This is a genomic window from Pseudomonas sp. S30 (genome assembly GCF_016518545.1).
In the GTDB taxonomy this organism is placed as follows: domain Bacteria; phylum Pseudomonadota; class Gammaproteobacteria; order Pseudomonadales; family Pseudomonadaceae; genus Aquipseudomonas.
The window spans coordinates 18,666-45,285 of the sequence record NZ_JACVTO010000001.1; the positions used below are offsets into that span (position 1 = coordinate 18,666).

The 26,620-nt window shown below is 65.8% G+C and carries 26 protein-coding genes and 1 riboswitch; of the genes, 11 read left to right on the forward strand and 15 right to left on the reverse strand.

Annotation, left to right across the window (positions count from 1 at the left end; genetic code table 11):
• Positions 1-2: 2 nt before the first annotated feature.
• From cobW to IAE34_RS24465, 3 genes are all read right to left on the reverse strand, one after another.
• On the reverse strand, positions 3-1,070 hold the full coding sequence (gene cobW, locus IAE34_RS00065) for a cobalamin biosynthesis protein CobW (RefSeq protein ID WP_200136820.1): 1,068 nt from the start codon (positions 1,068-1,070) through the stop codon (positions 3-5).
• 99 nt (positions 1,071-1,169) lie between these two features.
• Positions 1,170-1,360, reverse strand: a riboswitch (cobalamin riboswitch).
• Between the two features lie 208 nt (positions 1,361-1,568).
• Positions 1,569-2,450 carry a LysR substrate-binding domain-containing protein gene (locus IAE34_RS00070; protein WP_200136821.1) on the reverse strand — a complete coding sequence of 294 codons (882 nt, stop codon included), beginning with the start codon at positions 2,448-2,450 and terminating at the stop codon, positions 1,569-1,571.
• Between the two features lie 35 nt (positions 2,451-2,485).
• The gene (locus tag IAE34_RS24465) at positions 2,486-2,617 is read right to left on the reverse strand and encodes a hypothetical protein (RefSeq protein ID WP_267908818.1); all 132 of its coding nucleotides are present in this window, start codon (positions 2,615-2,617) and stop codon (positions 2,486-2,488) included.
• On the opposite strand from IAE34_RS24465, the gene IAE34_RS00075 reads away from it, so the two are divergent.
• The gene (locus tag IAE34_RS00075) at positions 2,616-3,281 is read left to right on the forward strand and encodes an ankyrin repeat domain-containing protein (protein WP_200136822.1); all 666 of its coding nucleotides are present in this window, start codon (positions 2,616-2,618) and stop codon (positions 3,279-3,281) included. The two genes, IAE34_RS24465 and IAE34_RS00075, sit on opposite strands and share 2 nt — an antisense overlap.
• A 62-nt stretch (positions 3,282-3,343) precedes the next feature.
• On the opposite strand, the gene pobA is transcribed toward IAE34_RS00075, so the two are convergent.
• Entirely contained in the window at positions 3,344-4,528 is a 1,185-nt protein-coding gene (gene pobA / locus IAE34_RS00080; RefSeq protein ID WP_200136823.1) for a 4-hydroxybenzoate 3-monooxygenase, read from the reverse strand.
• Between the two features lie 163 nt (positions 4,529-4,691).
• Here pobA and IAE34_RS00085 point away from each other — a divergent pair, with 163 nt between their 5' ends.
• From IAE34_RS00085 to IAE34_RS00095, 3 genes are read left to right on the forward strand one after another with little or no spacing between them, the layout of a single operon-like run.
• Complete coding sequence (locus IAE34_RS00085; protein ID WP_200136824.1) at positions 4,692-5,576, forward strand: helix-turn-helix domain-containing protein; 885 nt, start codon at positions 4,692-4,694, stop codon at positions 5,574-5,576.
• Positions 5,577-5,628: 52 nt separating this feature from the next.
• Positions 5,629-6,021, forward strand: coding sequence for a MerR family transcriptional regulator (locus IAE34_RS00090; RefSeq protein ID WP_200136825.1), 393 nt, complete (start codon positions 5,629-5,631; stop codon positions 6,019-6,021).
• A gap of 20 nt (positions 6,022-6,041) precedes the next feature.
• Positions 6,042-6,947 (forward strand): hydroxymethylglutaryl-CoA lyase, encoded by a 906-nt coding sequence (locus tag IAE34_RS00095; protein WP_200136826.1) that lies wholly within the window; start codon positions 6,042-6,044, stop codon positions 6,945-6,947.
• A 10-nt stretch (positions 6,948-6,957) separates the two neighbouring features.
• Here the strand turns inward: IAE34_RS00095 and IAE34_RS00100 are convergent, their stop codons facing one another.
• The 3 genes from IAE34_RS00100 to IAE34_RS00110 all read right to left on the reverse strand — a co-directional run bounded on the left by IAE34_RS00100 (position 6,958) and on the right by IAE34_RS00110 (position 10,602).
• A complete protein-coding gene (locus IAE34_RS00100) occupies positions 6,958-7,356 on the reverse strand; it encodes an NUDIX domain-containing protein (RefSeq protein ID WP_200136827.1) in 399 nt (132 codons plus the stop codon).
• 143 nt (positions 7,357-7,499) lie between these two features.
• Positions 7,500-9,689 (reverse strand): OsmC domain/YcaO domain-containing protein, encoded by a 2,190-nt coding sequence (locus IAE34_RS00105; RefSeq protein WP_200136828.1) that lies wholly within the window; start codon positions 9,687-9,689, stop codon positions 7,500-7,502.
• Between the two features lie 94 nt (positions 9,690-9,783).
• The gene (locus tag IAE34_RS00110; protein ID WP_200136829.1) at positions 9,784-10,602 is read right to left on the reverse strand and encodes a substrate-binding periplasmic protein; all 819 of its coding nucleotides are present in this window, start codon (positions 10,600-10,602) and stop codon (positions 9,784-9,786) included.
• A 373-nt stretch (positions 10,603-10,975) separates the two neighbouring features.
• On the opposite strand from IAE34_RS00110, the gene IAE34_RS00115 reads away from it, so the two are divergent.
• Complete coding sequence (locus tag IAE34_RS00115) at positions 10,976-11,230, forward strand: hypothetical protein (RefSeq protein ID WP_200136830.1); 255 nt, start codon at positions 10,976-10,978, stop codon at positions 11,228-11,230.
• Positions 11,231-11,258: 28 nt separating this feature from the next.
• Here IAE34_RS00115 and IAE34_RS00120 read toward each other — a convergent pair whose 3' ends face one another.
• Both IAE34_RS00120 and IAE34_RS00125 read right to left on the reverse strand, forming a co-directional pair.
• Entirely contained in the window at positions 11,259-11,735 is a 477-nt protein-coding gene (locus IAE34_RS00120; RefSeq protein WP_200136831.1) for an isochorismatase family protein, read from the reverse strand.
• Positions 11,736-11,792: 57 nt separating this feature from the next.
• Positions 11,793-12,296, reverse strand: coding sequence for a GNAT family N-acetyltransferase (locus IAE34_RS00125; RefSeq protein ID WP_200136832.1), 504 nt, complete (start codon positions 12,294-12,296; stop codon positions 11,793-11,795).
• Between the two features lie 210 nt (positions 12,297-12,506).
• On the opposite strand from IAE34_RS00125, the gene IAE34_RS00130 reads away from it, so the two are divergent.
• From IAE34_RS00130 to IAE34_RS00145, 4 genes are all read left to right on the forward strand, one after another.
• Positions 12,507-15,155 (forward strand): excinuclease ABC subunit UvrA, encoded by a 2,649-nt coding sequence (locus IAE34_RS00130; protein WP_200136833.1) that lies wholly within the window; start codon positions 12,507-12,509, stop codon positions 15,153-15,155.
• Positions 15,149-16,033, forward strand: a complete 885-nt coding sequence (locus IAE34_RS00135; RefSeq protein ID WP_200136834.1) for a LysR substrate-binding domain-containing protein — start codon at positions 15,149-15,151, stop codon at positions 16,031-16,033. The genes IAE34_RS00130 and IAE34_RS00135 overlap by 7 nt, the downstream gene beginning before the upstream one ends.
• Before the next feature lie 108 nt (positions 16,034-16,141).
• Positions 16,142-16,846 (forward strand): SDR family oxidoreductase, encoded by a 705-nt coding sequence (locus tag IAE34_RS00140; RefSeq protein ID WP_200136835.1) that lies wholly within the window; start codon positions 16,142-16,144, stop codon positions 16,844-16,846.
• A gap of 116 nt (positions 16,847-16,962) precedes the next feature.
• Positions 16,963-18,084, forward strand: a complete 1,122-nt coding sequence (locus IAE34_RS00145; protein ID WP_200136836.1) for a mechanosensitive ion channel family protein — start codon at positions 16,963-16,965, stop codon at positions 18,082-18,084.
• 17 nt (positions 18,085-18,101) lie between these two features.
• Here IAE34_RS00145 and IAE34_RS00150 read toward each other — a convergent pair whose 3' ends face one another.
• From IAE34_RS00150 to IAE34_RS00165, 4 genes are all read right to left on the reverse strand, one after another.
• Positions 18,102-19,685 carry a S8 family serine peptidase gene (locus IAE34_RS00150; protein WP_200136837.1) on the reverse strand — a complete coding sequence of 528 codons (1,584 nt, stop codon included), beginning with the start codon at positions 19,683-19,685 and terminating at the stop codon, positions 18,102-18,104.
• 311 nt (positions 19,686-19,996) lie between these two features.
• The gene (locus IAE34_RS00155) at positions 19,997-21,415 is read right to left on the reverse strand and encodes a short-chain fatty acid transporter (protein WP_200136838.1); all 1,419 of its coding nucleotides are present in this window, start codon (positions 21,413-21,415) and stop codon (positions 19,997-19,999) included.
• Positions 21,416-21,501: 86 nt separating this feature from the next.
• Positions 21,502-22,158, reverse strand: coding sequence for a CoA transferase subunit B (locus IAE34_RS00160; protein ID WP_200136839.1), 657 nt, complete (start codon positions 22,156-22,158; stop codon positions 21,502-21,504).
• A 45-nt stretch (positions 22,159-22,203) separates the two neighbouring features.
• A complete protein-coding gene (locus tag IAE34_RS00165; protein WP_200136840.1) occupies positions 22,204-22,902 on the reverse strand; it encodes a CoA transferase subunit A in 699 nt (232 codons plus the stop codon).
• A 119-nt stretch (positions 22,903-23,021) separates the two neighbouring features.
• Between IAE34_RS00165 and IAE34_RS00170 the strand changes: the two genes are divergently transcribed.
• Together IAE34_RS00170 and IAE34_RS00175 are read left to right on the forward strand one after the other, a co-directional pair.
• Positions 23,022-23,927 carry a LysR family transcriptional regulator gene (locus IAE34_RS00170; protein WP_200136841.1) on the forward strand — a complete coding sequence of 302 codons (906 nt, stop codon included), beginning with the start codon at positions 23,022-23,024 and terminating at the stop codon, positions 23,925-23,927.
• Positions 23,915-24,736 (forward strand): aldo/keto reductase, encoded by an 822-nt coding sequence (locus IAE34_RS00175; RefSeq protein ID WP_200136842.1) that lies wholly within the window; start codon positions 23,915-23,917, stop codon positions 24,734-24,736. The genes IAE34_RS00170 and IAE34_RS00175 overlap by 13 nt, the downstream gene beginning before the upstream one ends.
• Before the next feature lie 18 nt (positions 24,737-24,754).
• Here IAE34_RS00175 and argE read toward each other — a convergent pair whose 3' ends face one another.
• The gene (gene argE, locus IAE34_RS00180; RefSeq protein WP_200136843.1) at positions 24,755-25,915 is read right to left on the reverse strand and encodes an acetylornithine deacetylase; all 1,161 of its coding nucleotides are present in this window, start codon (positions 25,913-25,915) and stop codon (positions 24,755-24,757) included.
• A complete protein-coding gene (locus tag IAE34_RS00185; protein ID WP_200136844.1) occupies positions 25,908-26,585 on the reverse strand; it encodes a DUF1028 domain-containing protein in 678 nt (225 codons plus the stop codon). The genes argE and IAE34_RS00185 overlap by 8 nt, the downstream gene beginning before the upstream one ends.
• Positions 26,586-26,620: the final 35 nt, after the last annotated feature.

Genomic DNA, 26,620 nt, shown 5'->3' on the forward strand with positions numbered 1-26,620 from the left:
GATCAGGCGTCCAGGGCGTGGCGCAGGCGCGCCTCCAGTTGCACCGCGTCCAGGTCCTGGCCGATCAGCACCAGGCGCGTGATGCGCGGCTCGTCGGCACGCCAGGCGCGGTCGAAGTGCTTGTCGAAACGGGTGCCGACGCCCTGGATCAGCAGGCGCATCGGTTTGCCGGGGATCGCCGCGAAACCCTTGGCGCGCAGGATGCCGAATTCGCTCACCAGCTGGCTCAGTGCATCGAGCAGGCGACGCTCGTCGGCTTCGGGCAGGTCGATGGAAATGGAATCGAAGGCGTCGTGATCGTGGTCGTCCTCGCCTTCGCCGTCGTGGTGCGAATCGTGGTGGGTGCGGCGGGCGTCGATGTGCACTTCCGACTCGGCGCCCAGGCCGATCAGCACCTCGAGCGGCAGCCGACCGCTGCTGGCCTCGATCACCTTGACCGCAGGCGGCAATTCCTCGGCCACTTCGGCGCGGACCTTGGCCAGGCCGTCGGCGTCGATCAGGTCGGCCTTGTTCAGCACCACCAGGTCGGCACTGGCCAGCTGGTCGGCGAACAGTTCGTGCAGGGGCGATTCGTGGTCCAGGTTGGGGTCGAGCTTGCGCTGGGCGTCGACCTGGTCGGGGTAGGCGGCGAAGGTGCCCGCCGCCACGGCCGGGCTGTCCACCACGGTGATCACCGCATCGACCGTGCAGGCGTTGCGGATTTCCGGCCACTGGAAGGCTTGCACCAGCGGCTTGGGCAAGGCCAGGCCACTGGTCTCGATGAGGATATGGTCCAGGTCGCCGCGCCGCGCCACCAGCTCGCGCATGACCGGGAAGAACTCTTCCTGCACGGTGCAGCACAGGCAGCCGTTGGCCAGCTCGTAGACCCGGCCGTTGGCCTCTTCCTCGGTACAGCCGATGCTGCACTGCTTGAGGATTTCGCCGTCGATGCCCAGTTCGCCGAATTCGTTGACGATCACCGCGATGCGCCGACCCTGGGCGTTGTCGAGCATGTGCCGAAGCAAGGTGGTCTTGCCCGAGCCGAGGAAGCCGGTGACGATGGTGACCGGAAGTTTGGCCAGTGTTTTCATGTGGCGATGCCCTTGGCTGCTATGGTGCGGGCATGCGGGACGACAGCCGCGACCGCTCGGTCTGGCCCGTTCGCCACCGGATCACCCCGCCCGGTTGAAGGTCGAAAACGTTGCGAGGCAGGTCTCCTGGCTCGCACTGTACGGCGCGGGGCCGTGAGCAGGACGCCTTCCCGCACGCGCAGTGGCTCTGTCCTGCCTTCAGTGCTTACAGTTGCGGGGGCAGCTGCGGCTCGACCGCATTCCCGTCTTAGCTCCGACCTGGCCGGAGAACCTCGAAGCGGCAAGGCTACGCAGTGGTGCGCAGGTGGTCAACCGCTACGCGCCAGGCTGTCGCGCGCTAGTGTGGCGTTACACAAGTAACGCTGATAAAGGCCTGGTGATGTTCATGCTCAGGCAGGGCGCCGCGACGAGTCGTACCCCAGCTACGGCGAGAAGCCGCATCGCCGCCTGAGCATGAAAAGCGCCGGTATTCATAGCCTTTACGTGTGACACACCACACTAGAGCCCTTCGCCGGCCAGCAAGTGTTTCAGGGCCTCGGCCAGCGCCGTGACCATGGCATCGGCCGTGGGCCGGTGGACCACGACGATTTCATAGCTGTCGACCTCCGGTAGCCCTTGGGCAGCCCCCAGCACACGATGTTCGCCGGTGGCCGCGCGCGGCGGCAACAGGCTGACGCCCATGCCATCGGCCACCGCCGCCTGTATACCCGACAGACTGGAGCTGGTGAAACTGATGCGCCAGCGCCGCCCCATGCTTTCGATGGCCTGGATGATGTCCTCGCGGTACAGCCCGCGTGGCGGAAAGGTCACCAACGGCACCGGGTCCAGCTCGAAGGCCGGGGTTCGCAGGCTGTCGATCCATTGCAGGCGCTCGGGCCAGCAGGCCATGCCCTCGCGACTGTTGCGCCGCTGCTTGAGCAGCACCAGGTCCAGCTCGCCGTTGTCGTAGGCCTGGCTCAGATCACGACACAGGCCGCTGGTGACCTCCAGCTTGACCTGCCGATGCTGCCGGCTGAACGCCGCCAGTGCCGTGGTGGTGCGTCCACCGACGAAATCCTCGGGCACGCCCAGGCGTACGGTGACACCGACCAGCGCGCCAGCCATCGCCTCGATCATCTGGTCGTTGAGGGCCAGCATGTGCCGGGCATAGCCCAGCAGGGTCTGGCCGGCATCGGTGGGTAGCACGTCGCGATGCCCGCGCACCAGCAGGCGGTGGCCGACCATGTCTTCGAGGCGCCGCACTTTCTGGCTGATGGTCGACTGGGTCGAATGCAGGCGTGACGCAGCCGTGGTGAAGCTGCCGCAGTCGGCGACCACGACGATCGCGCGCAACAGGTCGAGGTCGAACAAGGCTCTATTCGGTTTGGCGCTAGGGGGCATGAAGGTATTGAGTCAATGAATGACGGTCCTGCGTTCTAGCACGCTGCCGCCACCCCGGCAATGTGCAGGTATTCGTAATCCCACTGCCGGTCATCCAGATAAATCGTTTCCAGGGCACCGGCCCACTCTTCTAGGATCGAGCCCTGCACCCAGGGAGATCGACCCATGCGCCCGTCCCTCGCCGCCTGCCTGCTGGTCGCGCTCGCCTGCCTTGCCGCCCACGCCGAGACCTCATCCATGGACACCCGCCTGCTGTATGCCGCCCAGCGCGGCGATGCCCCAGCCATCGGTCGCCTGCTCAAGGAACCGGTGGACCTCGATCCCCGCGACGCCCAGGGTCGCACCCCGTTGATGCTGGCGACCCTGGGCAATCATCTGGAGGCGGCCAGGGTGCTCATCGAGGCCGGCGCCGACGTCAATGCCAAGGACGCCCGCCAGGACAGTCCCTACCTGTATGCCGGTGCCAGCGGCCTGAACGAGATCCTGCGCCTGACGCTGGCCCATGGCGCCGACCTCACCAGCACCAACCGCTATGGCGGTACCGCACTGATCCCCGCTGCCGAGCGCGGCCACGTGCAGACGGTGCAGCTGTTGATCCAGGCCGGTGTGGATGTGAACCACCTCAACAGGCTGCACTGGACGGCCCTGCTGGAAGCGGTGATCCTCGGCGACGGTGGGCCGCGTCATGTACAGATCGTGCGCGCGCTGCTCGATGCGGGAGCGGACCCAGCCATCGCCGACAAGGAGGGCGTCACCGCGCTCGAACACGCCAAGGCCCGAGGTTTCAGCGAGATGGCCGCACTGCTCGAGGGCGACATGGGCCGGCGCTGAAGGGCGGCGCTGCGTCGACGCCATGGCCCCTCGCCCTCCATCGCGCTGGCGTAGCCTGGCGCCTACACCGTCTCGAACGGCAAGCCAACGTAGTTTTCGGCGATATTCACCTGCCCGGCCACCGAGTTCAGGAAATAGTCCCGATCGGCTTCCTGCATCTTGCGATCCCAGGCGTCTTGCTCATCGCCGAAATCATGCAGCAGCTGGGTCATGAACCAGCTGAAGCGCTCGCCCTTCCACACCCGGCGCAGCGCCAGTTGCGAATAGCGCTCCAGCAACTCGTGGCGCCCTTCCCGGTACACCTTGAGCAGGATCCGGTAGAGGTAGTTGACGTCCGATGCCGCCAGGTTGAGGCCCTTGGCACCGGTCGGCGGCACGATATGCGCCGCATCACCCACCAGGAACAGCCGGCCATACTGCATCGGCTCGACCACCAGGCTGCGCAGCGGCGCGACGCTCTTCTCCAGCGCAGGCCCGGTGACCAGCCGGCTGGCCACGTCCTGGGGCAGACGCGCCTTGAGTTCATCCCAGAAACGCGCATCCGACCAGTCCTCCACGCGCTCGTTCGCCGGCACCTGCAGGTAGTAGCGGCTGCGGGTGGCAGAGCGCTGGCTGCACAGCACGAAGCCCCGCGGATGGTGAGCATAGATCAGCTCATGGTTGACCGGGGGGGTATCGGCCAGCAGCCCGAGCCAGCCGAAGGGGTACACGCGTTCGAACTGTTTCAGTACACCCTGCGGGATGCTCTGGCGCGACACGCCGTGGAAGCCATCGCACCCTGCGATGAAGTCGCAGTCCACGCGCTGCAGATGGCCGTCCTTGATGAAGGTGACATAGGGGCGTTCCCGTTCGAGATCGTGCAGTTCCACCTCACTGACGCCATACACAATCGGTGCCCCGCTCTGCTGGCGCGCCTGCATCAGGTCGCGGGTGACTTCGGTCTGACCGTAGACCGTCACCGTCTTGCCGCCGGTCAGGGCCTTGAGGTCCAGGCGCTGGCGGCGGCCACCGACCAGCAACTCGACCCCTTCGTGAATCAGGCCTTCACGGTCCATGCGCGCCGATACGCCCGCTTCGCGCAGCAGGTCGACGGTGCCCTGCTCCAGTACGCCAGCGCGGATCCGCCCCAGCACATAGTCCGGGGTCTGGCGTTCGAGAATCAGTGTGTCGATACCGGCCTGGTTCAACAGTTGACCGAGCAGTAGGCCGGAAGGGCCGGCACCGATGATTGCAACCTGGGTTTTCATTGTTGTTGTCTCGCCTTGTCGATGCCGGGCTGGCAGCGGCCGGCACGAATGAGTAGGGTATGCGCTTGCATTTTTACTGGCCGAACAAGGCTCGTAATTGCGATATCCGATGAAAGAACTGCACTTTCGAAAATCGTGTGCGATCAACGAACAGGCTCGGACGATGACATCCCCCCTCCCCGGCATTCCGCTGTTTCAGCTCTACGGCGAGCACCACGGCTGGCCCGACACCGACCTGCTGCACTGCGAGTCGATTCAGGCACGCAGCCGCCTGCACCATTGGGAGATTCGTGCGCATCGTCACCCCGAGCTGTTCCAGTTGCTCTACGTGCAGCGTGGCCAGGCGTCGGTGGAGATCGAAGGTGAGCGCCGGGAAATTCGCGAGGCGGCCATCCAGGTGGTGCCGCCGATGACGGTGCATGGCTTTCGCTTCAGTGCCGACATCCAGGGCCATGTGCTCAGCTTCGGCCCGGCGCTGGTCGCCGCCCTCGAACAGCGACTGGGCGCGCCGCTGGCCGTGCTGACCGCTCCAGGCTGCTATCCGGTAGGCCGGGATCGGTCGTCCCTGCGTGCGCTGGTCGAGACGCTGCAGCACGAATATGCCGGCAACGCACCAGGCCGTGCGGCCATGCTCGAAGCACTGGTCAGTGCGCTGATGGTATGGATCGGCCGCCGCCAGCAACTCGGCGTGGCGCCGCGCACTCGCGACGAGCGCGACCGCCATTTGCTGGGGCGCTACCTGCGCCTCGTGGAAGCGCATTACCCCGATCACCTGTCGATCGACGCCTACGCGACGCGCCTGGGTGTCACCAGCCTGCAACTGAACCAGCTGTGCCGCGCACTCAGCGCCCAGAGCGCCCTGCAGGTGATCCATCAACGGCTGCTGCTCGAAGCCCGGCGCAACCTGATCTATACGCGGATGAGCGTCGCCCAGGTGTCCGATCGCCTGGGCTTCAGCGATCCGACCTACTTCACCCGCTTCTTCAAACGGCTTACCGGACAGACGCCCAAGGATTACAGGCGCACCGCCAGCGCCGCCTCTGCTTGACGTATACGTAAAGCTGGCGGTAGCGTGGTGCACCGTTCCAGCGAGCCCGAGCATGAGTACCCCCACCTACAGCATCTCCGACCTGTCCCGCGAGCTGGACATCACCACCCGCGCGATCCGTTTCTACGAAGAGCAAGGCTTGCTCAGGCCCGAGCGGCGTGGCCTGGAACGCATCTATTCGGCGCGTGACAAGGTCACCCTGAAGCTCATCCTGCGCGGTAAGCGCATCGGCTTCTCGCTGGCCGAGTGCCGCGAGCTGATCGAGCTGTACGACCCCAGCGGCGGCAATCACAAGCAGCTCAACAGCATGCTGGCGAAAATCGCCGAGCGCCGCGCGCAACTCGAGCAGCAGATGCTCGACATCCAGCAGATGCACCTGGAGCTGGACACCGCCCAGGAGCGCTGCGAACAGGCCCTGGCCGCCACGCCGCCCACCTCCCATTGAATCGCTACAGGAGCCTCGCCATGTCATTGCCCGCACAGGTCCGTCTGGTCGAAGTCGGCCCCCGCGACGGCCTGCAGAACGAAGCACAGCCCATCAGCGTCATCGACAAGGTGCGCCTGGTCGACGACCTGACCGAAGCCGGCATGTCCTATATCGAAGTCGGCAGCTTCGTTTCGCCCAAATGGGTACCGCAGATGGGCGGGTCGGCCGAGGTGTTCGCCGGCATCGCACAACGCGCAGGAGTGACCTACGCAGCCCTGGCGCCGAACCTGCGCGGGTTCGAGGACGCGCTGGCGGCAGGCGTCAGGGAGGTGGCGGTGTTCGCCGCCGCCTCGGAGGCTTTCTCCCAGCGCAACATCAACTGCTCGATCGCCCAGAGCCTGGAACGTTTCGAACCGATCATGGATGCTGCCCGGCAGCATGGCGTCAGGGTGCGTGGCTACGTGTCCTGTGTGTTGGGTTGCCCATACGAAGGTCAGGTCGATCCCCAGCAAGTGGCCAGGGTCGCACGTGCACTCCACGACATGGGCTGCTACGAGGTCTCTCTGGGCGATACCCTCGGCACCGGCACCGCCGGCGACACCCGCCGCCTGTTCGACACGGTGTCGGCGCAGGTCCCCCGCGAGCGCCTGGCCGGCCATTTCCACGACACCTACGGGCAGGCCCTGGCCAACGTCTATGCCGGCTTGCTCGAGGGGATCCAGGTGTTCGACAGCTCGGTGGCCGGGCTGGGCGGCTGTCCCTACGCCAAGGGCGCCACGGGCAACGTCGCCACCGAGGATGTGCTGTACCTCATGCAGGGTTTAGGCATCGAGACGGGCGTCGACCTGGACCGACTGGTCGCCGCAGGCCAACGCATCAGTGACGTGCTGGGACGCCAGAACGGCTCGCGGGTGGCACGCGCGCGCCTCGCCGCGAAGGGCTAAGATGCCGGATTCAGGCGGCCCAGGCCGACAAGGCCGGAATGCCCAGGGCCAGCAGCGACCTTGCCGTCGGGTTCAGCGGCGCCTGTTGCAGGGCTCGGCGCGCGACCCATTTGCAGGCGACGATTTCACTGCGGGCAATGGGCTTGTCGCCTGGATATTGATGCGTCGTGAACAGGTGATGGCACACCCCGGCGATTTCCACGGTACACAGGTGCAGCAACTGCTTGTCGCCTAGCCCTGTCTCTTCGTAGAGCTCCCGCGCCGCGGCGGCGTGGGGCGACTCGCCAGGCTCGACGGTGCCGCCTGGAAAATTCCATCGCCCGCCCTTCTTGCGCACGAGCAGCACCCGCCCTTCATGAAAGCAAATGACGGTGGCTCGGTACTTCTCGGGGGGACTGGCGTGGGGCATCGGACCTGCTCGTTAACGCAATGGCTGCTGTATGACAGTTTCATTACAAAATGGACCGGCAGGTCTGACGTCAAGTTCCCGGGTCCAGGACACATCGGGCGTGCCGACTGGCAGCTCCCGGCCAGTCGGGACGCCCCGTCGGCCTAGCCAGCTGCGCGCGCCCGCGCCGCGTGCAGCTTGCGGTAGCTGTCGAGCAGGCGTTGATGCCGCTCCAGACCCGCAAGGTCCAGGCCGGTCGGCGTAAGGCCGTAAAAGCGCACGCTGCCGTCGACAGAGCCCAGGGCGGCGTCCATGCGTGCGTCGCCGAACATGCGTCGGAAGTTGGCCTCGAAGTCGGCCATTTCCAGGTCGTCGTCCAGCACCACCTCCAGCACGACGTTGAGTGCCTGGTAGAACAGGCCGCGCTCGACGCTGTTGTCGTTGAACTGCAGGAACATCTCCACCAGCTCCTTGGCCTCCTCGAAGCGCTGCAAGGCCAGTTGGATCAGCAGTTTGAGCTCCAGGATGGTCAACTGGCCCCACACCGTGTTGTCGTCGAACTCGACCCCGATCAGCGTGGTGATGGTGGTGTATTCGTCCACCTCCAGCTGGTCGAGGCGCTTGTACAGCAGCTTGAGGGCGCGACTGTCGAGGGTATGCAGGTTGAGGACGTCGGCGCGCACGCCCAGGGCGCGGTTGGTGTTGTCCCAGATCAGGTCTTCCACCGGATAGATTTCCGAGTAGCCCGGCACCAGAATCCGGCAGGCCGTGGCGCCCAGGTCGTCATATACCGCCATGTAGACTTCCTTGTCGAGGTCGTGCAGCAGGTCGAACAGGGTTTGCGCCTGCTGCTCGTTGCTGTGCTGCCCCTGACCGGAGAAGTCCCATTCGACGAAGGCGAAGTCCGCCTTGGCACTGAAGAAGCGCCAGGACACCACGCCGCTGGAGTCGATGAAGTGCTCGACGAAGTTGTTCGGCTCGGTCAGCGCGTGGCTTTCGAAGGTCGGCTGCGGCAGGTCGTTCAGGCCCTCGAAGCTGCGGCCCTGGAGCAGCTCGGTGAGGCTGCGCTCCAACGCCACCTCGAAACTCGGGTGCGCTCCGAAGGAGGCGAACACCCCGCCGGTGCGCGGGTTCATCAAGGTCACGCACATCACCGGGAACTCGCCGCCCAGCGAGGCATCCTTGACCAGCACCGGAAAGCCCTGCTCCTCCAGGCCCTGGATACCGGCGACGATACCCGGATACCGCGCCAGGACCTGCGCCGGCACGTCGGGCAGACACAGCTCGCCTTCGAGAATTTCGCGCTTGACCGCCCGCTCGAAGATTTCCGAGAGACACTGCACCTGTGCTTCAGCCAGGGTATTGCCGGCGCTCATGCCATTGCTCAGGTACAGGTTCTCGATCAGGTTGGAGGGGAAGAACACGGTCTGGCCATCGGACTGGCGCACGAACGGCAGCGAGCAGATGCCACGGGCCTTGTTGCCCGAGTTGGTATCGTACAGGTGCGAACCGCGCAGCTCGCCGTCCGGATCGAAGATCGCCCGGCAGTGGTCGTCGAGGATCTCTTCGGGCAGCGCGTCCTTGGGGCCCGGCTTGAACCACTGCTCGTTCGGGTAGTGCACGAACGGCGCCTCGGCGAATTCAGCGCTCCAGAACTGGTCGTTGTAGAAGAAGTTGCAGTTCAGTCGTTCGATGAACTCGCCCAGCGCCGAGGCCAGTGCCGCTTCCTTCGTGGCGCCCTTGCCATTGGTGAAGCACATCGGCGAATGGGCGTCGCGCAGGTGCAGCGACCAGACGTTGGGGACGATGTTGCGCCACGAGGCGATCTCGATCTTCATCCCCAGATCTGCCAGCAGCCCCGACAGGTTGGCGATGGTGCGCTCCAGCGGCAGGTCCTTGCCGGCGATGCGGGTGCTGCTGTCCGCCACCGGCATCAGCAGTCCCTGGGCGTCGGCATCGAGGTTGGCCACCTGTTCGATGACGAACTGCGGACCGGCCTGGACCACCTTCTTCACCGTGCAGCGGTCGATGGAGCGCAGGATGCCCTGGCGGTCCTTTTCACTGATGTCCTCGGGCAGCTCCACCTGGATCTTGAAGATCTGCTGGTAGCGGTTCTGCGGGTCGACGATGTTGTTCTGCGACAGGCGAATGTTCTCGGTAGGAATGTCGCGGGTCTGGCAATAGAGCTTGACGAAGTACGCCGCGCACAGCGCCGAAGAGGCCAGGAAGTAGTCGAACGGACCAGGGGCCGAGCCATCGCCTTTGTAGCGGATCGGCTGATCGGCGATCACCGTGAAGTCGTCGAATTTGGCTTCGAGTCGAAGGTTGTCGAGAAAATTGACCTTGATTTCCATGCGGGGTACCGGCGCGTAAAACGAAATGGGCGCCATTATCCGGGATTTGTTTCGCGAAGTCTTGCCAAGGGCCGTCCAGTTTCCGGATCCAGATTCAGTGCGTCTGCGCGCTGGCCTGCTGGGCTTTCCAGCGCTGCAGGTTCTCGGTCACCAGTCGCTGAGGCAGATCGCTGGCGAGGATCTGCTCCATCTTCGCCGCCAACCGGGCGCGCAGCGGCGGCTGATTGCACGGGGAATCCTGCGATATCGCCAGGTACAGGCCCTCGCTGGAAATGGGTGGCTCCAGGCTCTGCACCTGGGTGTCGATGCCCAGCACCTGTACCAGGGCCATCCCCGGAAAGCGCTCGAACACCACGTAGTCGCTGCGCTTGTGCAGCAGCTTCTCGAAGGCCTGGCGCGCACCCGGTACGGCCTCCAGGTTGAGGTTGGTGCGTGCGAATTCGTCGAAGCGCTCGCCATGGCTGTTGTTGACCAGTACACCACCCTTCAGGCCGCGCAGATCGTCCCAGCTCTGGTAGGCGATGGGCGAGTCACTGCGCACCCAGACCACGCTTGGCGTGTGCAGGAAGGCCGGCTGGATGAAGTCCACCTCGGTTTCGCGCGCCCGAGTGAAAAAGTAGCCGGCCAGGAGGTCGATGCGGCCCATGCGCACTTCTTCCTGGGCGCGGGCCCAAGGGCCTGCGTAGGTGATTTCCAGCTGCAATCCGAGTTCTTCGGCCAGGTGCTGGAGCAGATCGGCATTGGCGCCGATCAGGTGCTGGGGATCCTGCGGGTCGCGCCACAGATACGGCGGGTACTCGGGATTGCCGGTGGCGGTCAGGTGCACGCATTCGTCTGCGGCGCACGCCAGGCCCGGCGACAGGATGGCGGCCAGCGACAGCAACAGCACACTGCAAAAACGGCGCTCGATCATCAGGCGTTCCTCGTCTGGTCTCAACGGCGACAAACAGTGATCTCAACTGTGTAGGCGCTTGCAGCGGACACTTGGTTCAGCGTTTTCCTCTTCTCCTGTCTTGCGTTCTGCCAGAGACTACAGGCCGGCAGGCAAGCAGCAGCCGGCGCAGAGCATGCCACTTCCTGTGTCGCGCGACAGTGACGATGGTCATGTCCGGTCGCGGCGGCCCTGGGCCGGATCAGCCCCGCGTGGTCGATGATGGCTGGCGATAGCCATGGTCGATAGTCGTGGTCGATAGTGACTATCGAGCATGACGATTTCCGGCCAGCAAGACTGCCCGATACAGTGGACTCATCGGCCCGCCAGCCTTCTGCTATCCCGGAACACTCGCATGAACAATGCTATCCGCCTGTCGATGTCCATCACCGCCGCCCTGGTCATCGCGGTGCTCGCCGGCTGCGCCAGCCCCCCGCAAACCCATGCTCCGAGCGTCGAAGACAGTCGCCAGCTCCAACTTGAGGCCCTGCAACGCCGCGGCCTTTCGCTTCAGGACTACGAACGCCAGCGTGCCGCTATCCTGCGTGCCGGGCAAGCGGTGGAAGTGGCGACCGACGCGGTCCATCCGGACGACGCCACCAGCGGCTGAACACGCCCATATCCCTCAGGGCAATGGCTCATGACAATCCGGCCACCACCTGGTCGGCGGTGATCACCTGAGCGAAATGGTGGGTCCACAGCGAAATGCCGAGTTGCCCCGAGCGGTCCAGGGACGAGCCGACCGTCAGGTCGGTCACCAGCGTGGGCGTCAGGCCCGCGTCGAACAGGGCGAACCCCGCCGCCAGCACACAGGTGTCGGTCTGCAGACCGCACACCAGCACACGCTCCACGCCCAGTTCCAGGAGATAGTCGATCGCCTCGCGGGGCTGCCCGTAACCATGCTTGACGAACACCTCGTCGGCCTCGATCAGGCACTCGTCCTCGGCGGCCGGGTGCCAGCCGAGCTGGCGCTGAAACGGCGTGACCCGCTCGTCATGCAGTTCGACCGAAGCGATGGCGGGCAGTCGCGCGGCCAGGGCACGGATGCCATCGACCAGCCACTCGGGCGGGCTGAAGGTGGACTGCACATCGACGATCAGCAAGGCCTGCCGCATAAGAGGGCTCCGGGGTGTGACAAAGGGCGCGCAGTATAGCGTCGTTGCCCAGGGCGTTCAGCCCTGATCGAGCAGGCAGTGCATGTGCGTGGTGCGCCACAGCGGATCGTGCTCGACATCGACGAGGGTGAAGCCTTGTCGCTCCCAGAAGGCGATGGCGCCCGGCAGGAACGGGTGCGTATGCAGGTACAGGCACTGCACGCCCGCTTCGCGGGCCTGATCGTGCAGCGCCTGGTACAGAGCCTTCGCCACCCCCTGCTGACGATGGTCGGGGTGAACGAACAGCCGCACCACCTCGACCGTCCTCAGCCCTCGATAGTCCAGTTGAGCGAAGCGGTGGTCGTAGGGCAGGTAGCCGATCGCTCCGATCAATCGGCCATGGGCACGCGCGACCAGAAAGCGGCCTTCGCCGTGCAGGTAGCGCTGTGCGAAGTGTGACAGGTCGTCGGGCAGCGGCGACTGGGCGAGCAGAGGGAACAGCGCACGGCGGGCCTGGTCGACGAAGGCGACCACCTCGTCGACGGACGCTGGACAGACAGGGTGAAGGGACCAATCGGGCATGTGGACCTGCGCGTCGTGGCAATGGACACTGCGTACTGTAGCCTGACTCGACGCCCTGCGCTTGATGCAGGGCAACCCTGGACCGAAGACGCTGAATGATGCACGCCGAAGGACCTGTGGCGCCACCCGCTGGTCCTAGGTACTGTCCGCACGCCACTCGTACCGACCAGGCTGCCGCGCAACGGCCTGGCCTCCCGACAAGGAACGCTCATGTCCAAGACCCCCGCCCCCGCCACCAATGGCTTCGTCCGCGTTCGCGGCGCCCGTGAACACAACCTGCGCAACGTCGACGTCGACATCCCGCGCGATGCGCTGGTGGTGTTCACCGGCGTGTCCGGTTCGGGCAAGTCGTCGCTGGCGTTCTCGACCCTGTATGCCGAAGCGCAGCGGCGCTATTTCGAATCGGTCGCGCCCTACGCACGGCGGTTGATCGACCAGGTCGGCGTGCCGGACGTCGATGCCATCGACGGGCTGCCGCCAGCGGTCGCCTTGCAGCAGCAGCGTGGCACCCCCAGCGCACGGTCGTCGGTGGGCAGCGTCACGACCTTGTCCAGTTCGATCCGCATGCTTTACTCGCGCGCCGGCAGCTATCCAGCCGGGCAACCCATGCTCTACGCTGAAGATTTCTCGCCCAATACCCCACAGGGCGCCTGTTCCGAGTGCCACGGCATTGGCAGGGTCTTCGAGGTCAGCGAGGCGACCCTGGTTCCAGACCCTTCGCTGAGCATCCGCGAGCGGGCCGTCGCAGCCTGGCCGATGGCCTGGCAAGGACAGAACCTGCGCGATATCCTCGTGACCCTCGGCTACGATGTCGACGTGCCGTGGCAGGACCTGCCACAAGCCCAGCGCGACTGGATCCTGTTCACCGAGGAAACGCCCACTGTCCCGGTCTATGCCGGACTCACGCCGGCGCAGACGCGCAAGGCTCTCAAGCAGCAGCTCGAGCCCAGCTACCAGGGCACCTTCAGCGGCGCACGGCGCTATGTGCTGCACACCTTCATGCATTCGCAGAGCGCGCAGATGCGCAAGCGCGTGGCCCAGTACATGCGCCCCAGCCCCTGCCCGGTCTGCGCCGGCAAGCGCCTGAAGGCCGAGGCCCTGAGCGTGACCTTCGCCGGGCTGGACATCGCCGAACTGTCGCGCCTGCCCCTTCAGGACCTGGCCGAGGTGCTGCGCGAGGTAGCGGCGCCGCACTACCTGCGGCAGGCCAGCGAGGACAACGACACCCTCACCCATGCCCAGGCCCGTGACGCGCGACAGCAACGGGCAGCGCGCGGCGACAGTCCACACACCGGTGGCCAGGATGTGCGCCACACCCCCAACCTGTCCCTGGAAAAACGCCTGGCCGCGCAACGTATCGCCCAGGAACTGCTGGAGCGCATCGACACGCTGCTCGGCCTGGGCCTGGGGTACCTGGCGCTGGAGCGCAGCACGCCCACGCTGTCCTCTGGCGAGCTGCAGCGACTGCGCCTGGCCACCCAGCTCAACTCGCAGTTGTTCGGGGTGATCTATGTGCTCGACGAACCCTCGGCGGGCCTGCACCCGGCCGACAGCGAAGCGCTGTTCGAGGCTTTGCTGCGTCTCAAGCAGGCCGGCAACTCGGTGTACGTGGTCGAGCACGACATGGACACCATGCGCCGCGCCGACTGGCTGGTGGACGTCGGGCCGGCGGCCGGCGAGCACGGTGGGCGCGTGCTCTACAGCGGCCCGCCCGCAGGTCTGGCGCAGGTCAGCGAGTCGCGCACCGGCGCGTACCTGTTCGCCGAGCAGGCGCCCGCCCAGCGCGAGCCTCGGGCTGCGCAGCACTGGCTGAGCCTGGACGGCATCAGTCGCAACAATCTTCACCAGCTCAAAGCGGATTTTCCCCTGGGGTGCTTCACCGCTGTGACCGGCATTTCCGGATCAGGCAAATCGAGCCTGGTCAGCCAGGCCCTGCTGGAGCTGGTAGCGGCCCACCTGGGCCACCAGACCTCCACCGAGGAACCGGCCGAGCAGAACCTGGAAGACGAGCCCGTGCAGGGTGGCACGGGCCGCATCAGCGCAGGCATCGAGCACCTCAAGCGTCTCGTGCAGGTAGACCAGAAGCCCATCGGCCGCACGCCGCGCTCGAACCTGGCCACCTACACCGGCCTGTTCGATCACGTGCGCAAGCTGTTCGCCGCCACCGAGCAGGCCCAGGCAGCCGGCTTCGACGCCGGGCGCTTCTCCTTCAACGTCGCCAAGGGCCGCTGCCCTACCTGCGAAGGCGAAGGCTTCGTGAGCGTGGAATTGCTGTTCATGCCCAGCGTCTATGCGCCCTGCCCCACCTGCCACGGCGACCGCTACAATCCGCAGACCCTGGCGGTGACCTGGCAGGGCCTGAACATCGCTCAGGTATTGCGCCTGACCGTCGACCAGGCCCTGGAGGTCTTCGCCGAGCATCCGGCACCGCGGCGCAGCCTGCAGGTGCTGGCCGACATCGGCCTGGGCTACCTGCGACTGGGGCAACCGGCCACCGAGCTGTCCGGTGGCGAGGCGCAACGCATCAAGCTGGCCACCGAGCTGCAACGCAACGCCCGTGGGTCCACCCTCTACGTGCTGGACGAACCCACCAACGGGCTGCATCCGCAGGATGTGGACCGCCTTCTGGTGCAGTTGAATCGCCTGGTGGACCAGGGCCACAGCGTGGTGGTGGTCGAACATGACATGCGCGTGGTCGCTCAGAGCGACTGGGTGATCGACATCGGCCCAGGTGCAGGCACCGCAGGCGGACAGATCGTGACCAGTGGCAAGCCCGCAGCCGTGGCGGCCTGCGGGCACAGCCGCACCGCGCCGTTTCTCGCCCGCGCGCTGGCGGCCAGCGAGGCGCCAGGATGCTGAACCCACTGCCGCCGCTCAACGCCCTGCGGGTGTTCGAAGTGGTCGCGCGCCAGCTGAATTTCCGCCTCGCCGCCGACGAGCTGGAGGTGACGCAAGCGGCGGTGGCCCAGCAGATCCGCGGCCTGGAGGCGCACCTGGGCGTGCCCTTGTTCGAACGCCTGCCGCGCGGTCTGCGGCTGACCGACGCGGGCCTTGGCTACAGCCACAGCATCCGCAGCGCGCTGGCGCTGATCGGCGAGGCCACGGCTGCGCTACGCCCGGACGATCGTCACCTGACCGTCAGCGTCACCCCCAGTTTCGCGTCGCGGTGGCTGATTCCACGCCTGGGCGCCTTCACCGCGCTGCACGGCGATATCGACTTGCGGGTGCTGGCCAGCGAGCGGCTGTCGCGCTTCCAGGCCGACGGCGTCGACCTGGCAGTGCGCTATGGTGTAGCGCCCTTCGGGCCGGGCCTGAACGCGCAGTTGCTGGCGCATCAGCAGTTGATCGCAGTGGCCAGCCCGGCGCTGCTCGCTCGAACAGGCCCACCCCGTGACCTGGACGGGCTGCAACGTTACGTGCTGCTGCACGACGCGCACAACGTCTGGCCGCGCTACATTGCCGAACTGTTCGGCCAGGCGCTGCCCAACATGCGCAAAAACCTGCGCTTCAACCAGACATCACTGGCCATCGAGGCCGCACTCGCCGGGCAAGGGCTGGCGCTGTGCAGTGAGCTGTTCGTGGAAGACGACCTGCGCAGCGGCCGGCTGGTCAAGGTGTTCGAGCAGGCACTGGCCATGGACAAGCATCTGTACCTCGTATGGCCACGCAAGGAGCGATCCGCGGCGACACTCGAACGCGTGCGCGCTTGGTTGATCGACCAGGCCAGCAACGCCTGAGACGATAGATTTTCTATCGCCAGAGACCTGTCGCGATGTCTCCCTCCGGTCCCTGTGCCTTGCTAGGCTGTGCCCTTGTTCTTCTCCACACAGCCTCGGAGGCCTCGCATGTCTGAAGAAAAAGTTGCCATCATCACCGCCGCCGGCAGCGGCATGGGCGCCGCTGCGGCGCGTCGGCTCGCCGCGGACGGTTTCAGGGTGGCCATCCTCTCGTCCTCGGGCAAGGGCGAAGCCCTGGCCAATGAACTGGGTGGCATCGGCGTGACGGGCAGCAATCAGCGCAACGACGATCTGCAGCGCCTGGTCGACGCCGTGCTGCAGCGCTGGGGCCGCATCGACGTGCTGGTCAACAGCGCCGGCCACGGCCCTCGCGCACCGATTCTGCAGATCAGCGACGAAGACTGGCACCTGGGCCTGGATACCTACCTGCTCAACGTGGTGCGTCCCACCCGCCTGGTCACCCCGATCATGCAGCAACGCCAGCAGGGCGTGATCATCAACATCTCCAGCGCCTGGACGTTCGAGCCCAGCGACCTGTTCCCCACCTCGGCCGTGTTCCGGGCAGGCCTTGCCGCCTTCACCAAACTCTTCGCCGACACCTACGCCAAGGACAACCTGCGCATGAACAATGTGCTGCCTGGCTGGATCGACAGCCTGCCGGGCACCGATCAACGCCGTGACAGCGTGCCGCTGCAGCGCTACGGCAAGGCCGAGGAAATCGCCGCCACCATCGCCTTTCTGGCCAGCGAAGGTGCGGGCTACATCACCGGGCAGAATCTGCGCGTGGATGGCGGCCTCACCCGCAGCGTCTGAGCCGGCCTGCAGGCAAAAAGGCAAATCCGGTTAAACCCTCGGCGCCCTCTCCCTTCTAAACAGACTGTGCCTCGACGGCACAGCCTGTCTACACCACCATCTCGGAGGGAGAACCGATGGACGAACGATTGCTGCAGTTGCTGACCACCACCACGGTATTCGGCATCTCCATCCTCAACCTGCTGCTGGCGCTGACCGTCACGGTCGTCACCTTCCTGGTGACGCGCTGGGGCCTGAGCTTTCTCAAGCGCCGCGCCCACCAGTGGTCCAGCCATGAAGGCCAGTTCAGCCTGCTGGTCACCGAAGTGCTCGAAGGCACCAGCAACGTCCTGCTGATGCTGGCTTCGCTGCTGGTCGGCCTGGGCGTGCTCGACCTGCCCGAGCGCTGGCTCGACCGCGTCGGCAGTCTGTGGTTCGTGGTCGCGGCGTTGCAGATCGGCCTGTGGGCCAACCGCGCCATCGCGATCGGCCTGAGCCGTTACTTCACCCGCCATGACGCCGGCAACGCCTACCGTGGCAGCGCCCTGGCCACGCTGTCGGGCTGGGGCGCGCGCGTACTGCTGTGGTCGGTGGTGCTGCTGGCGATGCTGTCGAACCTGGGCGTGAACATCACCGCCTTCGTCGCCAGCCTGGGCGTCGGTGGCATCGCCGTGGCACTGGCGGTACAGAATGTGCTGGGCGACCTGTTCGCATCCTTGTCGATCGCCGTGGACAAGCCGTTCGAGGTAGGCGACTTCATCGTCATCGGCGCGCTGGCCGGCACGGTGGAGAACATCGGCCTGAAGACCACACGTATCCGCAGCCTGGGCGGCGAGCAGATCGTCATGGCCAACGCCGGCATGATCAGCAGCACCATCCAGAACTACAAGCGCCTGCAGGAGCGACGCATCGTCTTCGAGTTCGGCCTGTCCTACGACACGCCGACCGAAGCCGTGAAACAGGCTCCAGCGATCGTCGAGGAAGCGATCAAGGCACAGAACCAGGTGCGCTTCGACCGCGCCCACCTGCGCGGTTTTGGCAAGGAGGCGCTGGAGTTCGAGGCGGTGTACATCGTGCTCGATCCTGGCTACAACCTGTACATGGACATCCAGCAGGCGATCAACTTCCAGCTGCTGGAGCGGTTTTCCAAAGTGGGGGCCAAGTTCGCCGTGGGTGCTCGTTCGATCAAGGTCACCGGTCTGCCGGAAGCCTCGAACCAGCTCGCCACACTCGACGATCGGCAATCGCGGCGCCAGTGAGCGTCGACTGGCAGCAGTCAGGGTGCAGGTTCAGCGCGCATCCTGCCGCCGGGGGCGCCGGTGGATGCAGGGTCCAGCGCCAGGTCGAGGGCGCGATGCATGTCCAGGCGCAGCCACTCCACGCGCTCGGAGCGCCGCACCCTGCTGCAGCCAGGCTGGGGCCCGCAGGGGGTCCAAGCCTGCGTGCCGGGTCCAGGTAACGCGGCGAAAGGCAATGCCCCCTCACGAAGCAGGCGCCTGACCTGCTCTGGTTTCAAGTGCGGGTCCACCGACAGCATCGCCGCGACCGTGCCCGTCACCAGTGCCGCAGCATAGGAGGTTCCACAGCCGCCGCCGCGCCCGACCTTAGGCGCGGTCGATGCCGAGGCATGAGGGCATGCAGCGGCGACGATGTCCAGGCGTTGCCCCCGGTTGGAGTTGTCGCGCCAGCGAACAGCACGTGCATCGCTCAGCGGGCCGGCCCAGCGGTTGCGCTGATGGGCGCCCACTACCAGCAACTGACGCGCGTACAGACCCGATGGCAGATGGTCTTCGGTGTCCGACCCGCTGTTGCCGGAGGAGTTGATGACTATCACCCCCGGGTGCTCGCGCTCCAGCCACACGAAGAACCGCCCGAGCAGCGCTTCATAGCCGTCCAGGGCCAGCGCAGAGCGCACATTGGCCTGCACCGGTTCACCGCTGCGGTCACGTGCGCCGAGGCGGTGCACCCCCCAGCTCCAGTTCAGCACCTGCGCACCCGCCTCGACCAGATTGACCGAACTGGCCACGCGCGCTGTCACGCCCGAGCCCGTTTGCAGATCCACCCGCAACTCAAAGCCATTGCCGACCTTGGCCAGCCGGCTGAGCAGCGCCAGGTTTCCGCCCGGATAGAGCGCCGACGCCAGGATGCCGGTGACGATCGAACCATGCTGGCTGGATACGCCGCTTTGCGCGGCATAGATGCACACACCTGCCGTACCCCTGCAGGGCTGTGCGAAGCGAGCGAAATCGCGTGAACGAAAATTCACTCCGCTTTCGACGATACCGATGCGCACACGCGGACCATGGGGCGTGGCGGGATCGGCGAGCCGGCGCTGGTACAGTTCCACGGCTGCGGTGAATCGGTTGGCTTCCCAACCGCGTCGATCGGCCAACTCCACCTGAGGGGCCGGGTCATCGGGCAGCAGTGAATTGTCGTCCTCCACCAGGACATGTTCCACGGACGGATCCTGTCTCAATCGAGCGATCCATTCATCGCGCGACAGGTAAGTGGAGGCCGGCAGGCGAAACTGGTACAGGCCGAGCGCGGCAATGGCGCCGACGATCTTCAGGTCGTGTCGCTGGGCGATGCGGCGGGCCTGCGCCTCCCCTTCATCCTCGTGCAGCAGCAGGCTCAACAGGTCGAGCGCAGTGACCAACCCAGGGGCGATGGTTTCGACGCGTTCCTGCTTGATGGCCACCACCTGAGCGCCCATCGGATTCCACCACACCGCATTGCTGAGGCGCCCATCGTCATCCAGCCACACGGGGCCACTGGCTTGCAGTGTCGAAGGGATGGTCAACCGCAGCCCTGCCGAGGTGACGGCCACGAACGCCTCGGCCAGTGCCTGACCGTCGATCATGACCTTAGGCTTGACTGTAGAGAGCCCTTGGACCGTCGTACACCAGGCTGCCACAGGCGGCATCTGCCACTCGCCGCACGGTGCCAGGCTGCCGATCAGCAGCCTGTTTGCAGCACAGGCGCAGGCGCTCTCACAGCACAGCAACCCAACCAGCAAGAGTGTGGACAGGACCTTCATGGGCGCGGAACCGGCTCGGCGAACATGCCTGCCTGGCGAGAAACCAGGCCACAAAGCTGGACCCTAGCCAGAACGCTGCGCCGCGCCTACTGACAGAAATGACAGGGCGCGCCTGCCCGGCTACGGTAGCCCCCTCAAGGCATGACCGGCGGCACGTAGGCCAGGGTCGCGCCCAGCGCCCAGAGCAGCACCAGCACCAACGGCACGTGCACCAGCAGTTGCACGAAGGAAAACCCGATCAGATCGCGTGCCTTCAGACCCAGCACCCCGAGCAGCGGCAACATGTAGAAGGGGTTGATCAGGTTGGGCAACGCCTCGGCCGCGTTGTAGATCTGCACCGCCCAGCCCAAGTGGTATTGCAGGTCATTGGCCACCAGCATGACGTAGGGCGCCTCGATGATCCACTTGCCGCCGCCAGATGGGATGAAGAAGCCGAGCACCGCCGAATACACCCCCATCAGCAAGGCATAGGTGTCGTGGGTGGCGATCTGGGTGAAGAACACCGAAATATGGTGCGCCAGGGTCTGGGCATCGCTGCCCTGCACCTGGGTGAGGATGGCAGCGATCGAGCCGTACAGCGGGAACTGGATCAGCACCCCGGTAGTGGTCGGCACGGCACGGGCCACCGCATCGAGGAAGCTGCGCGGTCGCCAGTGCAGCAACGCACCGAGCATGATGAACAGCAGGTTGTAGGTGTTCAGCCCGGAGATGGCGGTGATGGCCGGCTTGGTGGCGAACTCCTGGTAGAGCCAGCCGGCGGCCAGGGCCACCAGCAACAGGATCAGAATGGGGCTATGCTCCAGCCACTCGCCAGGGCGGGTTCGCTGCGCCGGCGGCGGCGCGGTGAAGCTGGGATCGACGCCGCAGTCCTGGGCGCTGCGGGCGCTGGCTGGTCCGGGGGCAGTGGCATAGGCGATGACCAGCGAGACGATCACCAGCGCCGCCAGCATGACCCCGGACTGCCACAGGAAGATGGTTTCGGTGAACGGAATCACCCCGGTGATGGCCAGGATCGACGGCGGCAGGCTGGCCGGGTTGGCCTGCAGCTGCGCGGCCGACGACGACAGCCCCAGGGCCCAGACCGCGCCCAGTCCCAAGTAGGCGGCAGCGCCAGCGGCGCGGTAATCCATCTTCAATTCCTGGCGCCGGGCCAGGGCACGCACCAGCAGGCCGCCGAACACCAGTGACAGGCCCCAGTTGAGCAGTGACGCAAGCATCGAGATCAACGCCACCCAGCACACCGCCGAGCGGCCGTTTTTCGGCAGCTGGGCCAGGCGGTCGATCAGTTTGGCTGCGGGCGGCGAGCTGGCCACTACATAGCCGCCGATGACCACGAAGGCCATCTGCATGGTGAAGGGAATCAGGCTCCAGAAGCCATCGCCGAATGCCTTGGCGGTAGCGGTGGGTTTGCCGCCCATGGCCAGCGCGCCCAGGCATACCAGCATCACGGCGAGGGCGGCGAACACCCAGGAGTCGGGGAACCAGCGTTCGGCCCAGTTGGAGCAGCGAAGGGCAAAGCGGGCGGAACGGCTGTCTTGGATTTCAGCGGCCAAGGCGTTTTCCTTTCTTGGTTTTATTAGTGGAGGGTGTGGGGCGGCGATTAGCCGTCGCCCCTATAGCAGTGCGGTGCAGCCGTCAGTCAGAAGGTCATTTCCTTGACATCGTCCGGGACGATCAGCTTGCCGGCAGTCTTGTCGACGATTTCCTGCACGCTGACCCCAGGGGCCGTTTCACGCAGGATGAAGGCGCCGTCGTCGATTTCCAGATAGGCCAGGTCGGTCAGCACCTTGCGAATGCAGCCGGCACCGGTCAGGGGCAGGCTGCAACGCGGCAGCAGCTTGGATTCGCCGTCCTTGGACGCGTGGGTCATGGTGACGATGATGTTCTCGGCGCCGGCCACCAGGTCCATGGCCCCGCCCATGCCCTTGACCAGCTTGCCGGGGATCATCCAGGAAGCGATATTGCCCTGCACATCTACCTCGAAAGCGCCCAGTACCGTGAGATCCACATGGCCCCCGCGGATCATGGCGAAGGACTGCGCCGAATCGAAGATTGAGGCGCCGATGCGCGCCGTGACGGTCTGCTTGCCGGCGTTGATCATGTCGGCGTCGACGGTGCTGTCGGTGGGGAACTCGCCCATGCCCAGCAGGCCATTCTCCGATTGCAGCATCACGTCCATGTCGGCCGGCACGTAGTTAGCCACCAGGGTGGGAATGCCGATGCCGAGGTTGACGTAGTAGCCATCCTTCAGTTCACGGGCGACGCGTTGAGCCATCTGTTCGCGGGTCAGTGCCATGGTCTGGATCTCTTCGTTGTTCTTCTGTCGTTCTGGGGAGGGCGCTCAGGCCTTGACGGTGCGCTTTTCGATACGCTTCTCGAAGGTGCCGACGATGACCCGGTCGACGAAGATCCCGGGTGTATGAATCTCGCTGGGTGCGAGTACTCCCGGCTCGACGATCTCCTCGACCTCCACCACCGTGATGCGCCCGGCCGTGGCGGCCAGCGGGTTGAAATTCTGCGCGGTGTTGCGATAGACCACGTTGCCGTAGTGATCGGCCTTCCAGCCCTTGACGATGGCGAAGTCGCCGGTGATCGAACGCTCGAGGATGTAGTGGCGTCCGTCGAACTCGCGCACCTCCTTGCCCTCGGCTACGGGCGTGCCGTAGCCGGTGGCCGTGAAGAAGGCGGGGATGCCCGCGCCACCGGCGCGCATCTTCTCGGCCAGGGTCCCCTGGGGCGTCAGCTCGACCTCGAGCTCGCCACTGAGCAACTGACGCTCGAACTCGGCGTTCTCGCCCACGTAGGAAGCGATCATCTTGCGGATCTGCCGGTCCTCGAGCAGCACCCCCAGGCCGAAGCCATCGACGCCGCAATTGTTGGACACCACGGTCAGGCCCTTGACGCCACGCCGCCTGATCTCGGCGATGAGGTTTTCCGGGATGCCGCACAGCCCGAAGCCGCCAGCCAGCACGGTCATGTCGTCGGTCAGGCCTTCGAGTGCCTGCTCATAGGTTGCTACACGCTTGTCCAGTCCGGCCATGCTGATCCGCCTTTGTCGTTATTTGAGCCAGTGCTGCCATCTTCACCGCTGGCCACTGATTTGTTAATTTTGTTTTAGTCATCGATTGATAACTTTTGCAAAACAACCAGGCCACTGCCATGAACGTCAAACAGCTGCGTGCCTTCATCACCGTAGCCAAGTATCAGAGCTTCGCCCAGGCGGGCGAGCATTTGCACATTTCCCAGCCCGCGCTGAGCCTGACCATCAAGGGCCTGGAGGAGAACCTCGGCGGCGCCCTGCTCACTCGTACCACCCGCAGCGTCGCGCTGACCGCCGAGGGCGAGGTGCTGCTGCCGCTGGCCCAGCGCCTGCTGGCCGACTGGGACGATACCGAAGAGATGCTGCGCCAGCGCTTCACCTTGCAACTGGGACGCGTCTCGGTGGCCGCCATGCCGGCGTTCGCCGGCAACCTGCTGCCGCGCTCGCTCAAGGTGTTTCGTCAGCGCTATCCGAAGGTCAACGTCACCGTGCACGACGTGATCAACGAGCAGGTGCTGGAGCTGGTGCGTCATCGCCGCGTCGAGCTGGGCATCGGGTTCGAGCCCCAGCGCAGCGATGCGTTGCAGTTCCATCCTCTGTACCTGGATCGGTTCGTCGCGGTGGTACCCGCCGATTCACCCTTGGCCCAACGCTCGCAAGTGAGCTGGCGCCTGTTGCTGGGCGAGGACTTCATCGCCCTGCAGCGCCCTTCGGCGGTACGCCTGCTGCTCGAGCAGCACCTGGCAGCCGAACACGGGCGATTGACGGTGGCATTCGAGAGTCACCAGCTGTCGACAGTGGGCCGCATGGTCGCGAACGGGCTGGGGGTGAGCGCTGTCCCTGCCTTGTGCATCAACCAGATGCAGGAGCTCGGAGCACGCTGCGTGGCGTTGGTGGAGCCGACGGTGGAGCGACGCATCGGCGTCATCACCCTGAGCGACCATACGCTGTCCACGGCCGCACAGGCGCTGCTGGACGTACTGTTGAATCACACTCATCCTCCGGAGGTGACATGCGATACATGAAGTTGGCAGGCGTGGAGGTCCCGGTCATCGGCCAGGGTACCTGGTACATGGGCGAATCCAGCGGGTCCCGGGCTGCCGAAGTGGCGGCCCTGCAGCAGGGTATCGACCTGGGCATGACGCTGATCGACACCGCCGAAATGTACGCCGAGGGCGGCGCCGAAACGGTGGTCGGGGCCGCCATCGCGGGGCGTCGAGACGAGGTGTTCCTGACCAGCAAGGTCTATCCGCACAACGCCAGCCGTCGCGGTGTTGCCCAGGCGTGCGAACGTAGCCTGAGACGCCTGGGCACCGAGCGCATCGACCTGTACCTGCTGCACTGGCGCGGGCAGTACCCCCTGGAAGAAACGGTGGAAGCCTTCGAGCGCCTGGTCGATGAGGGCAAGATCCGCCGTTGGGGAGTTTCCAACTTCGACGTGGACGATCTGCAGGAACTGGACGACTCGCGCTGCGCGGTCAACCAGGTGATGTACAACCCCGCCGAGCGCGGCATCGAGTTCGATCTGCTGCCGTGGAGCCAGGCCCAGCGCCTGCCGACCATGGCCTACTGTCCGCTCGCCCAGGCTGGGCGGTTGCTGGGCCACCCCGTACTGCAGACGGTCGCCGAACGTCATGGCGTCACGCCCGCCCAGGTAAGCCTGGCCTGGGTAACGCGCAACGACGGTGTGATCGCCATTCCCAAGGCCGTTAGCCCGCAGCACGTGCGTCTGAATGCCGAGGCCGCGGATCTGGCGCTGACCGACGAGGACCTGAGCGACATCGACCAGGCCTTCGCTCCGCCGAGCCGCAAGCAGCGCCTGGCCATGCAGTAAGTGAGCAGCGCCTGCGCCTCAGCCGCTGGCCAGATAGTCACGCAGGCGCAGCAGCAGGGTATCGCAGCCGCGCAGTTGCTCGACGCTGACGAACTCGTCCGGCTTGTGCCCCTGTTCCATGCTGCCCGGTCCGCACACCACGGTCGGGATGCCGGCCTGGTCGAACAGCCCGCCTTCGGTACCGAACGCCACTGTGCCGAAGGCGCGCGAGCCACTGATCAGCGCCAGCACCTTAGCAGCCGGGCTATCCTCTGGGGTGGCCAGCCCGGGATAGGCGCTCAAGGGTTCGAGGGTGATGGCGCTGCCCTTGCTGACCGCCTGCATGCGCGGCAGCAACTGGCCGTCGGCGTAGGCCCGAAGCCGCTCGGCCACGCTCGACGCCTCGAAGCCAGGCAAGGCGCGCACTTCGAAATCGAAGCGGCAATGCTCGGGCACGATGTTCAACGCCTGGCCCCCACTGATCACGCCGGTCTGTACGGTGGAGAACGGCGGGTCGAAGCGCGGGTCGTGAAGTTCGGGCTGCGCCAGCGCGGCGCCGATCTCGCCCAGTTGGCCGATCAATCGCGCGGCATACTCGATGGCGTTCACCCCATGCGGCGCATAGGCCGAATGGCAGGCGGCGCCGTGCACATGGCAGCGCATCGCCAACTTGCCCTTGTGGCCCAGCACCGGCTTGAGTTCGGTCGGCTCGCCGATCAGGCACAGCAGCGGTCGGTGAGGTCGCTGGGCCAGTGCCTCCAGCATCGAGCGCACGCCCAGGCAACCGACCTCTTCGTCATAGGAGAACGCCAGGTGCACCGGCAAGGCCAGGGGCTCGGCGAGGAACGCCGGAACCGCCGCCAGCACCGAGGCGATGAAGCCCTTCATGTCGGCTGTGCCGCGGCCGTACAGCCTGCCCTCGCGTTCGCTCAGCGCGAAGGGATCGACGGTCCAGGCCTGCCTATCCACCGGCACCACGTCGGTGTGGCCGGACAGGACCACCCCGCCGCGCTCCTGCGGCCCCAGCGTGGCGAACAGGTTGGCCTTGGTGCCTTCGGCATTGAAGAACAGTTCGCTGGATACGCCCTGTTCGGCCAGATAATCGCGAATGAAGTGGATCAGTGCCAGGTTGGAATCGCGGCTGACGGTGGGAAAACCCACCAGGCGACGCAGCAGCTCGCGGCTGGCGAACTCACTCATCGCCCGCCACTCCATAGCTCGGCGCCGTGGTCGGGTCCAGTGCGCGGGTGACGTAGTCCTGCATTTGCGGCCGGTAGGCCTGCCAGAGCCGATCCAGTTCAGCGATGGGGTCGTGTTCGGCCCAGTCCACACGCAGATCCACCAGCGGCCAGGTCAGCTCGCCAGCGATCTTCAACGCCGCCGAATGCACCGGTCCTGCCTCGCCTCCCGCGGCCACGGCCGCCTGCATCGCGGCCAGCAGACGATCGGCAAGGTGCCCATCGGCCGCCTCGAAGGCCTGCACCATCGCCTCGATCACCTCAGGCGCGGACAGCAGATTGCCCGCCGCCGCGCACTGCTGGCCGGCCACGGCATGGTGCACGCCCAGTGCCTGACGACCGGTGAACAAGGCGACCTGACCGTGGTTGTCGATCACCGTCACCTGGCGGTACTCGCTCCAGCCATTGGCCCTGAGCACCTGGTCCAGCGCAGCGGCCGGTGGCTGCTGGCCCTGCTCCAGCGCATCGAGAATCTGCGGGCCGAGTGCCGGCAAGGTGATGTTCTGTGTCGCCACGGCGCCCACGCCGCCGCGCACCCAAGGGCAACGAGCGCCCACGGCGATGCTGGATGAACTGATGGCGATGCCGACCTGGCCGGTGTCCGGGCAACGGCCGAGGATGGAGAAAGTCATGGTGCGACTCCTTGCAGGGTTTGCCGGCATTCTCG

Coding starts and splice junctions, on each gene's coding strand:
- cobW (WP_200136820.1), bottom strand. CDS start 1,070: ATGAAAACACTGGCCAAACTTCCGGTCACCATCGTCACCGGCTTCCTC.
- IAE34_RS00070 (WP_200136821.1), bottom strand. CDS start 2,450: ATGCCCCCTAGCGCCAAACCGAATAGAGCCTTGTTCGACCTCGACCTG.
- IAE34_RS00075 (WP_200136822.1), top strand. CDS start 2,616: ATGCGCCCGTCCCTCGCCGCCTGCCTGCTGGTCGCGCTCGCCTGCCTT.
- IAE34_RS24465 (WP_267908818.1), bottom strand. CDS start 2,617: ATGGGTCGATCTCCCTGGGTGCAGGGCTCGATCCTAGAAGAGTGGGCC.
- pobA (WP_200136823.1), bottom strand. CDS start 4,528: ATGAAAACCCAGGTTGCAATCATCGGTGCCGGCCCTTCCGGCCTACTG.
- IAE34_RS00085 (WP_200136824.1), top strand. CDS start 4,692: ATGACATCCCCCCTCCCCGGCATTCCGCTGTTTCAGCTCTACGGCGAG.
- IAE34_RS00090 (WP_200136825.1), top strand. CDS start 5,629: ATGAGTACCCCCACCTACAGCATCTCCGACCTGTCCCGCGAGCTGGAC.
- IAE34_RS00095 (WP_200136826.1), top strand. CDS start 6,042: ATGTCATTGCCCGCACAGGTCCGTCTGGTCGAAGTCGGCCCCCGCGAC.
- IAE34_RS00100 (WP_200136827.1), bottom strand. CDS start 7,356: ATGCCCCACGCCAGTCCCCCCGAGAAGTACCGAGCCACCGTCATTTGC.
- IAE34_RS00105 (WP_200136828.1), bottom strand. CDS start 9,689: ATGGAAATCAAGGTCAATTTTCTCGACAACCTTCGACTCGAAGCCAAA.
- IAE34_RS00110 (WP_200136829.1), bottom strand. CDS start 10,602: ATGATCGAGCGCCGTTTTTGCAGTGTGCTGTTGCTGTCGCTGGCCGCC.
- IAE34_RS00115 (WP_200136830.1), top strand. CDS start 10,976: ATGAACAATGCTATCCGCCTGTCGATGTCCATCACCGCCGCCCTGGTC.
- IAE34_RS00120 (WP_200136831.1), bottom strand. CDS start 11,735: ATGCGGCAGGCCTTGCTGATCGTCGATGTGCAGTCCACCTTCAGCCCG.
- IAE34_RS00125 (WP_200136832.1), bottom strand. CDS start 12,296: ATGCCCGATTGGTCCCTTCACCCTGTCTGTCCAGCGTCCGTCGACGAG.
- IAE34_RS00130 (WP_200136833.1), top strand. CDS start 12,507: ATGTCCAAGACCCCCGCCCCCGCCACCAATGGCTTCGTCCGCGTTCGC.
- IAE34_RS00135 (WP_200136834.1), top strand. CDS start 15,149: ATGCTGAACCCACTGCCGCCGCTCAACGCCCTGCGGGTGTTCGAAGTG.
- IAE34_RS00140 (WP_200136835.1), top strand. CDS start 16,142: ATGTCTGAAGAAAAAGTTGCCATCATCACCGCCGCCGGCAGCGGCATG.
- IAE34_RS00145 (WP_200136836.1), top strand. CDS start 16,963: ATGGACGAACGATTGCTGCAGTTGCTGACCACCACCACGGTATTCGGC.
- IAE34_RS00150 (WP_200136837.1), bottom strand. CDS start 19,685: ATGATCGACGGTCAGGCACTGGCCGAGGCGTTCGTGGCCGTCACCTCG.
- IAE34_RS00160 (WP_200136839.1), bottom strand. CDS start 22,158: ATGGCACTGACCCGCGAACAGATGGCTCAACGCGTCGCCCGTGAACTG.
- IAE34_RS00165 (WP_200136840.1), bottom strand. CDS start 22,902: ATGGCCGGACTGGACAAGCGTGTAGCAACCTATGAGCAGGCACTCGAA.
- IAE34_RS00170 (WP_200136841.1), top strand. CDS start 23,022: ATGAACGTCAAACAGCTGCGTGCCTTCATCACCGTAGCCAAGTATCAG.
- IAE34_RS00175 (WP_200136842.1), top strand. CDS start 23,915: ATGCGATACATGAAGTTGGCAGGCGTGGAGGTCCCGGTCATCGGCCAG.
- argE (WP_200136843.1), bottom strand. CDS start 25,915: ATGAGTGAGTTCGCCAGCCGCGAGCTGCTGCGTCGCCTGGTGGGTTTT.
- IAE34_RS00185 (WP_200136844.1), bottom strand. CDS start 26,585: ATGACTTTCTCCATCCTCGGCCGTTGCCCGGACACCGGCCAGGTCGGC.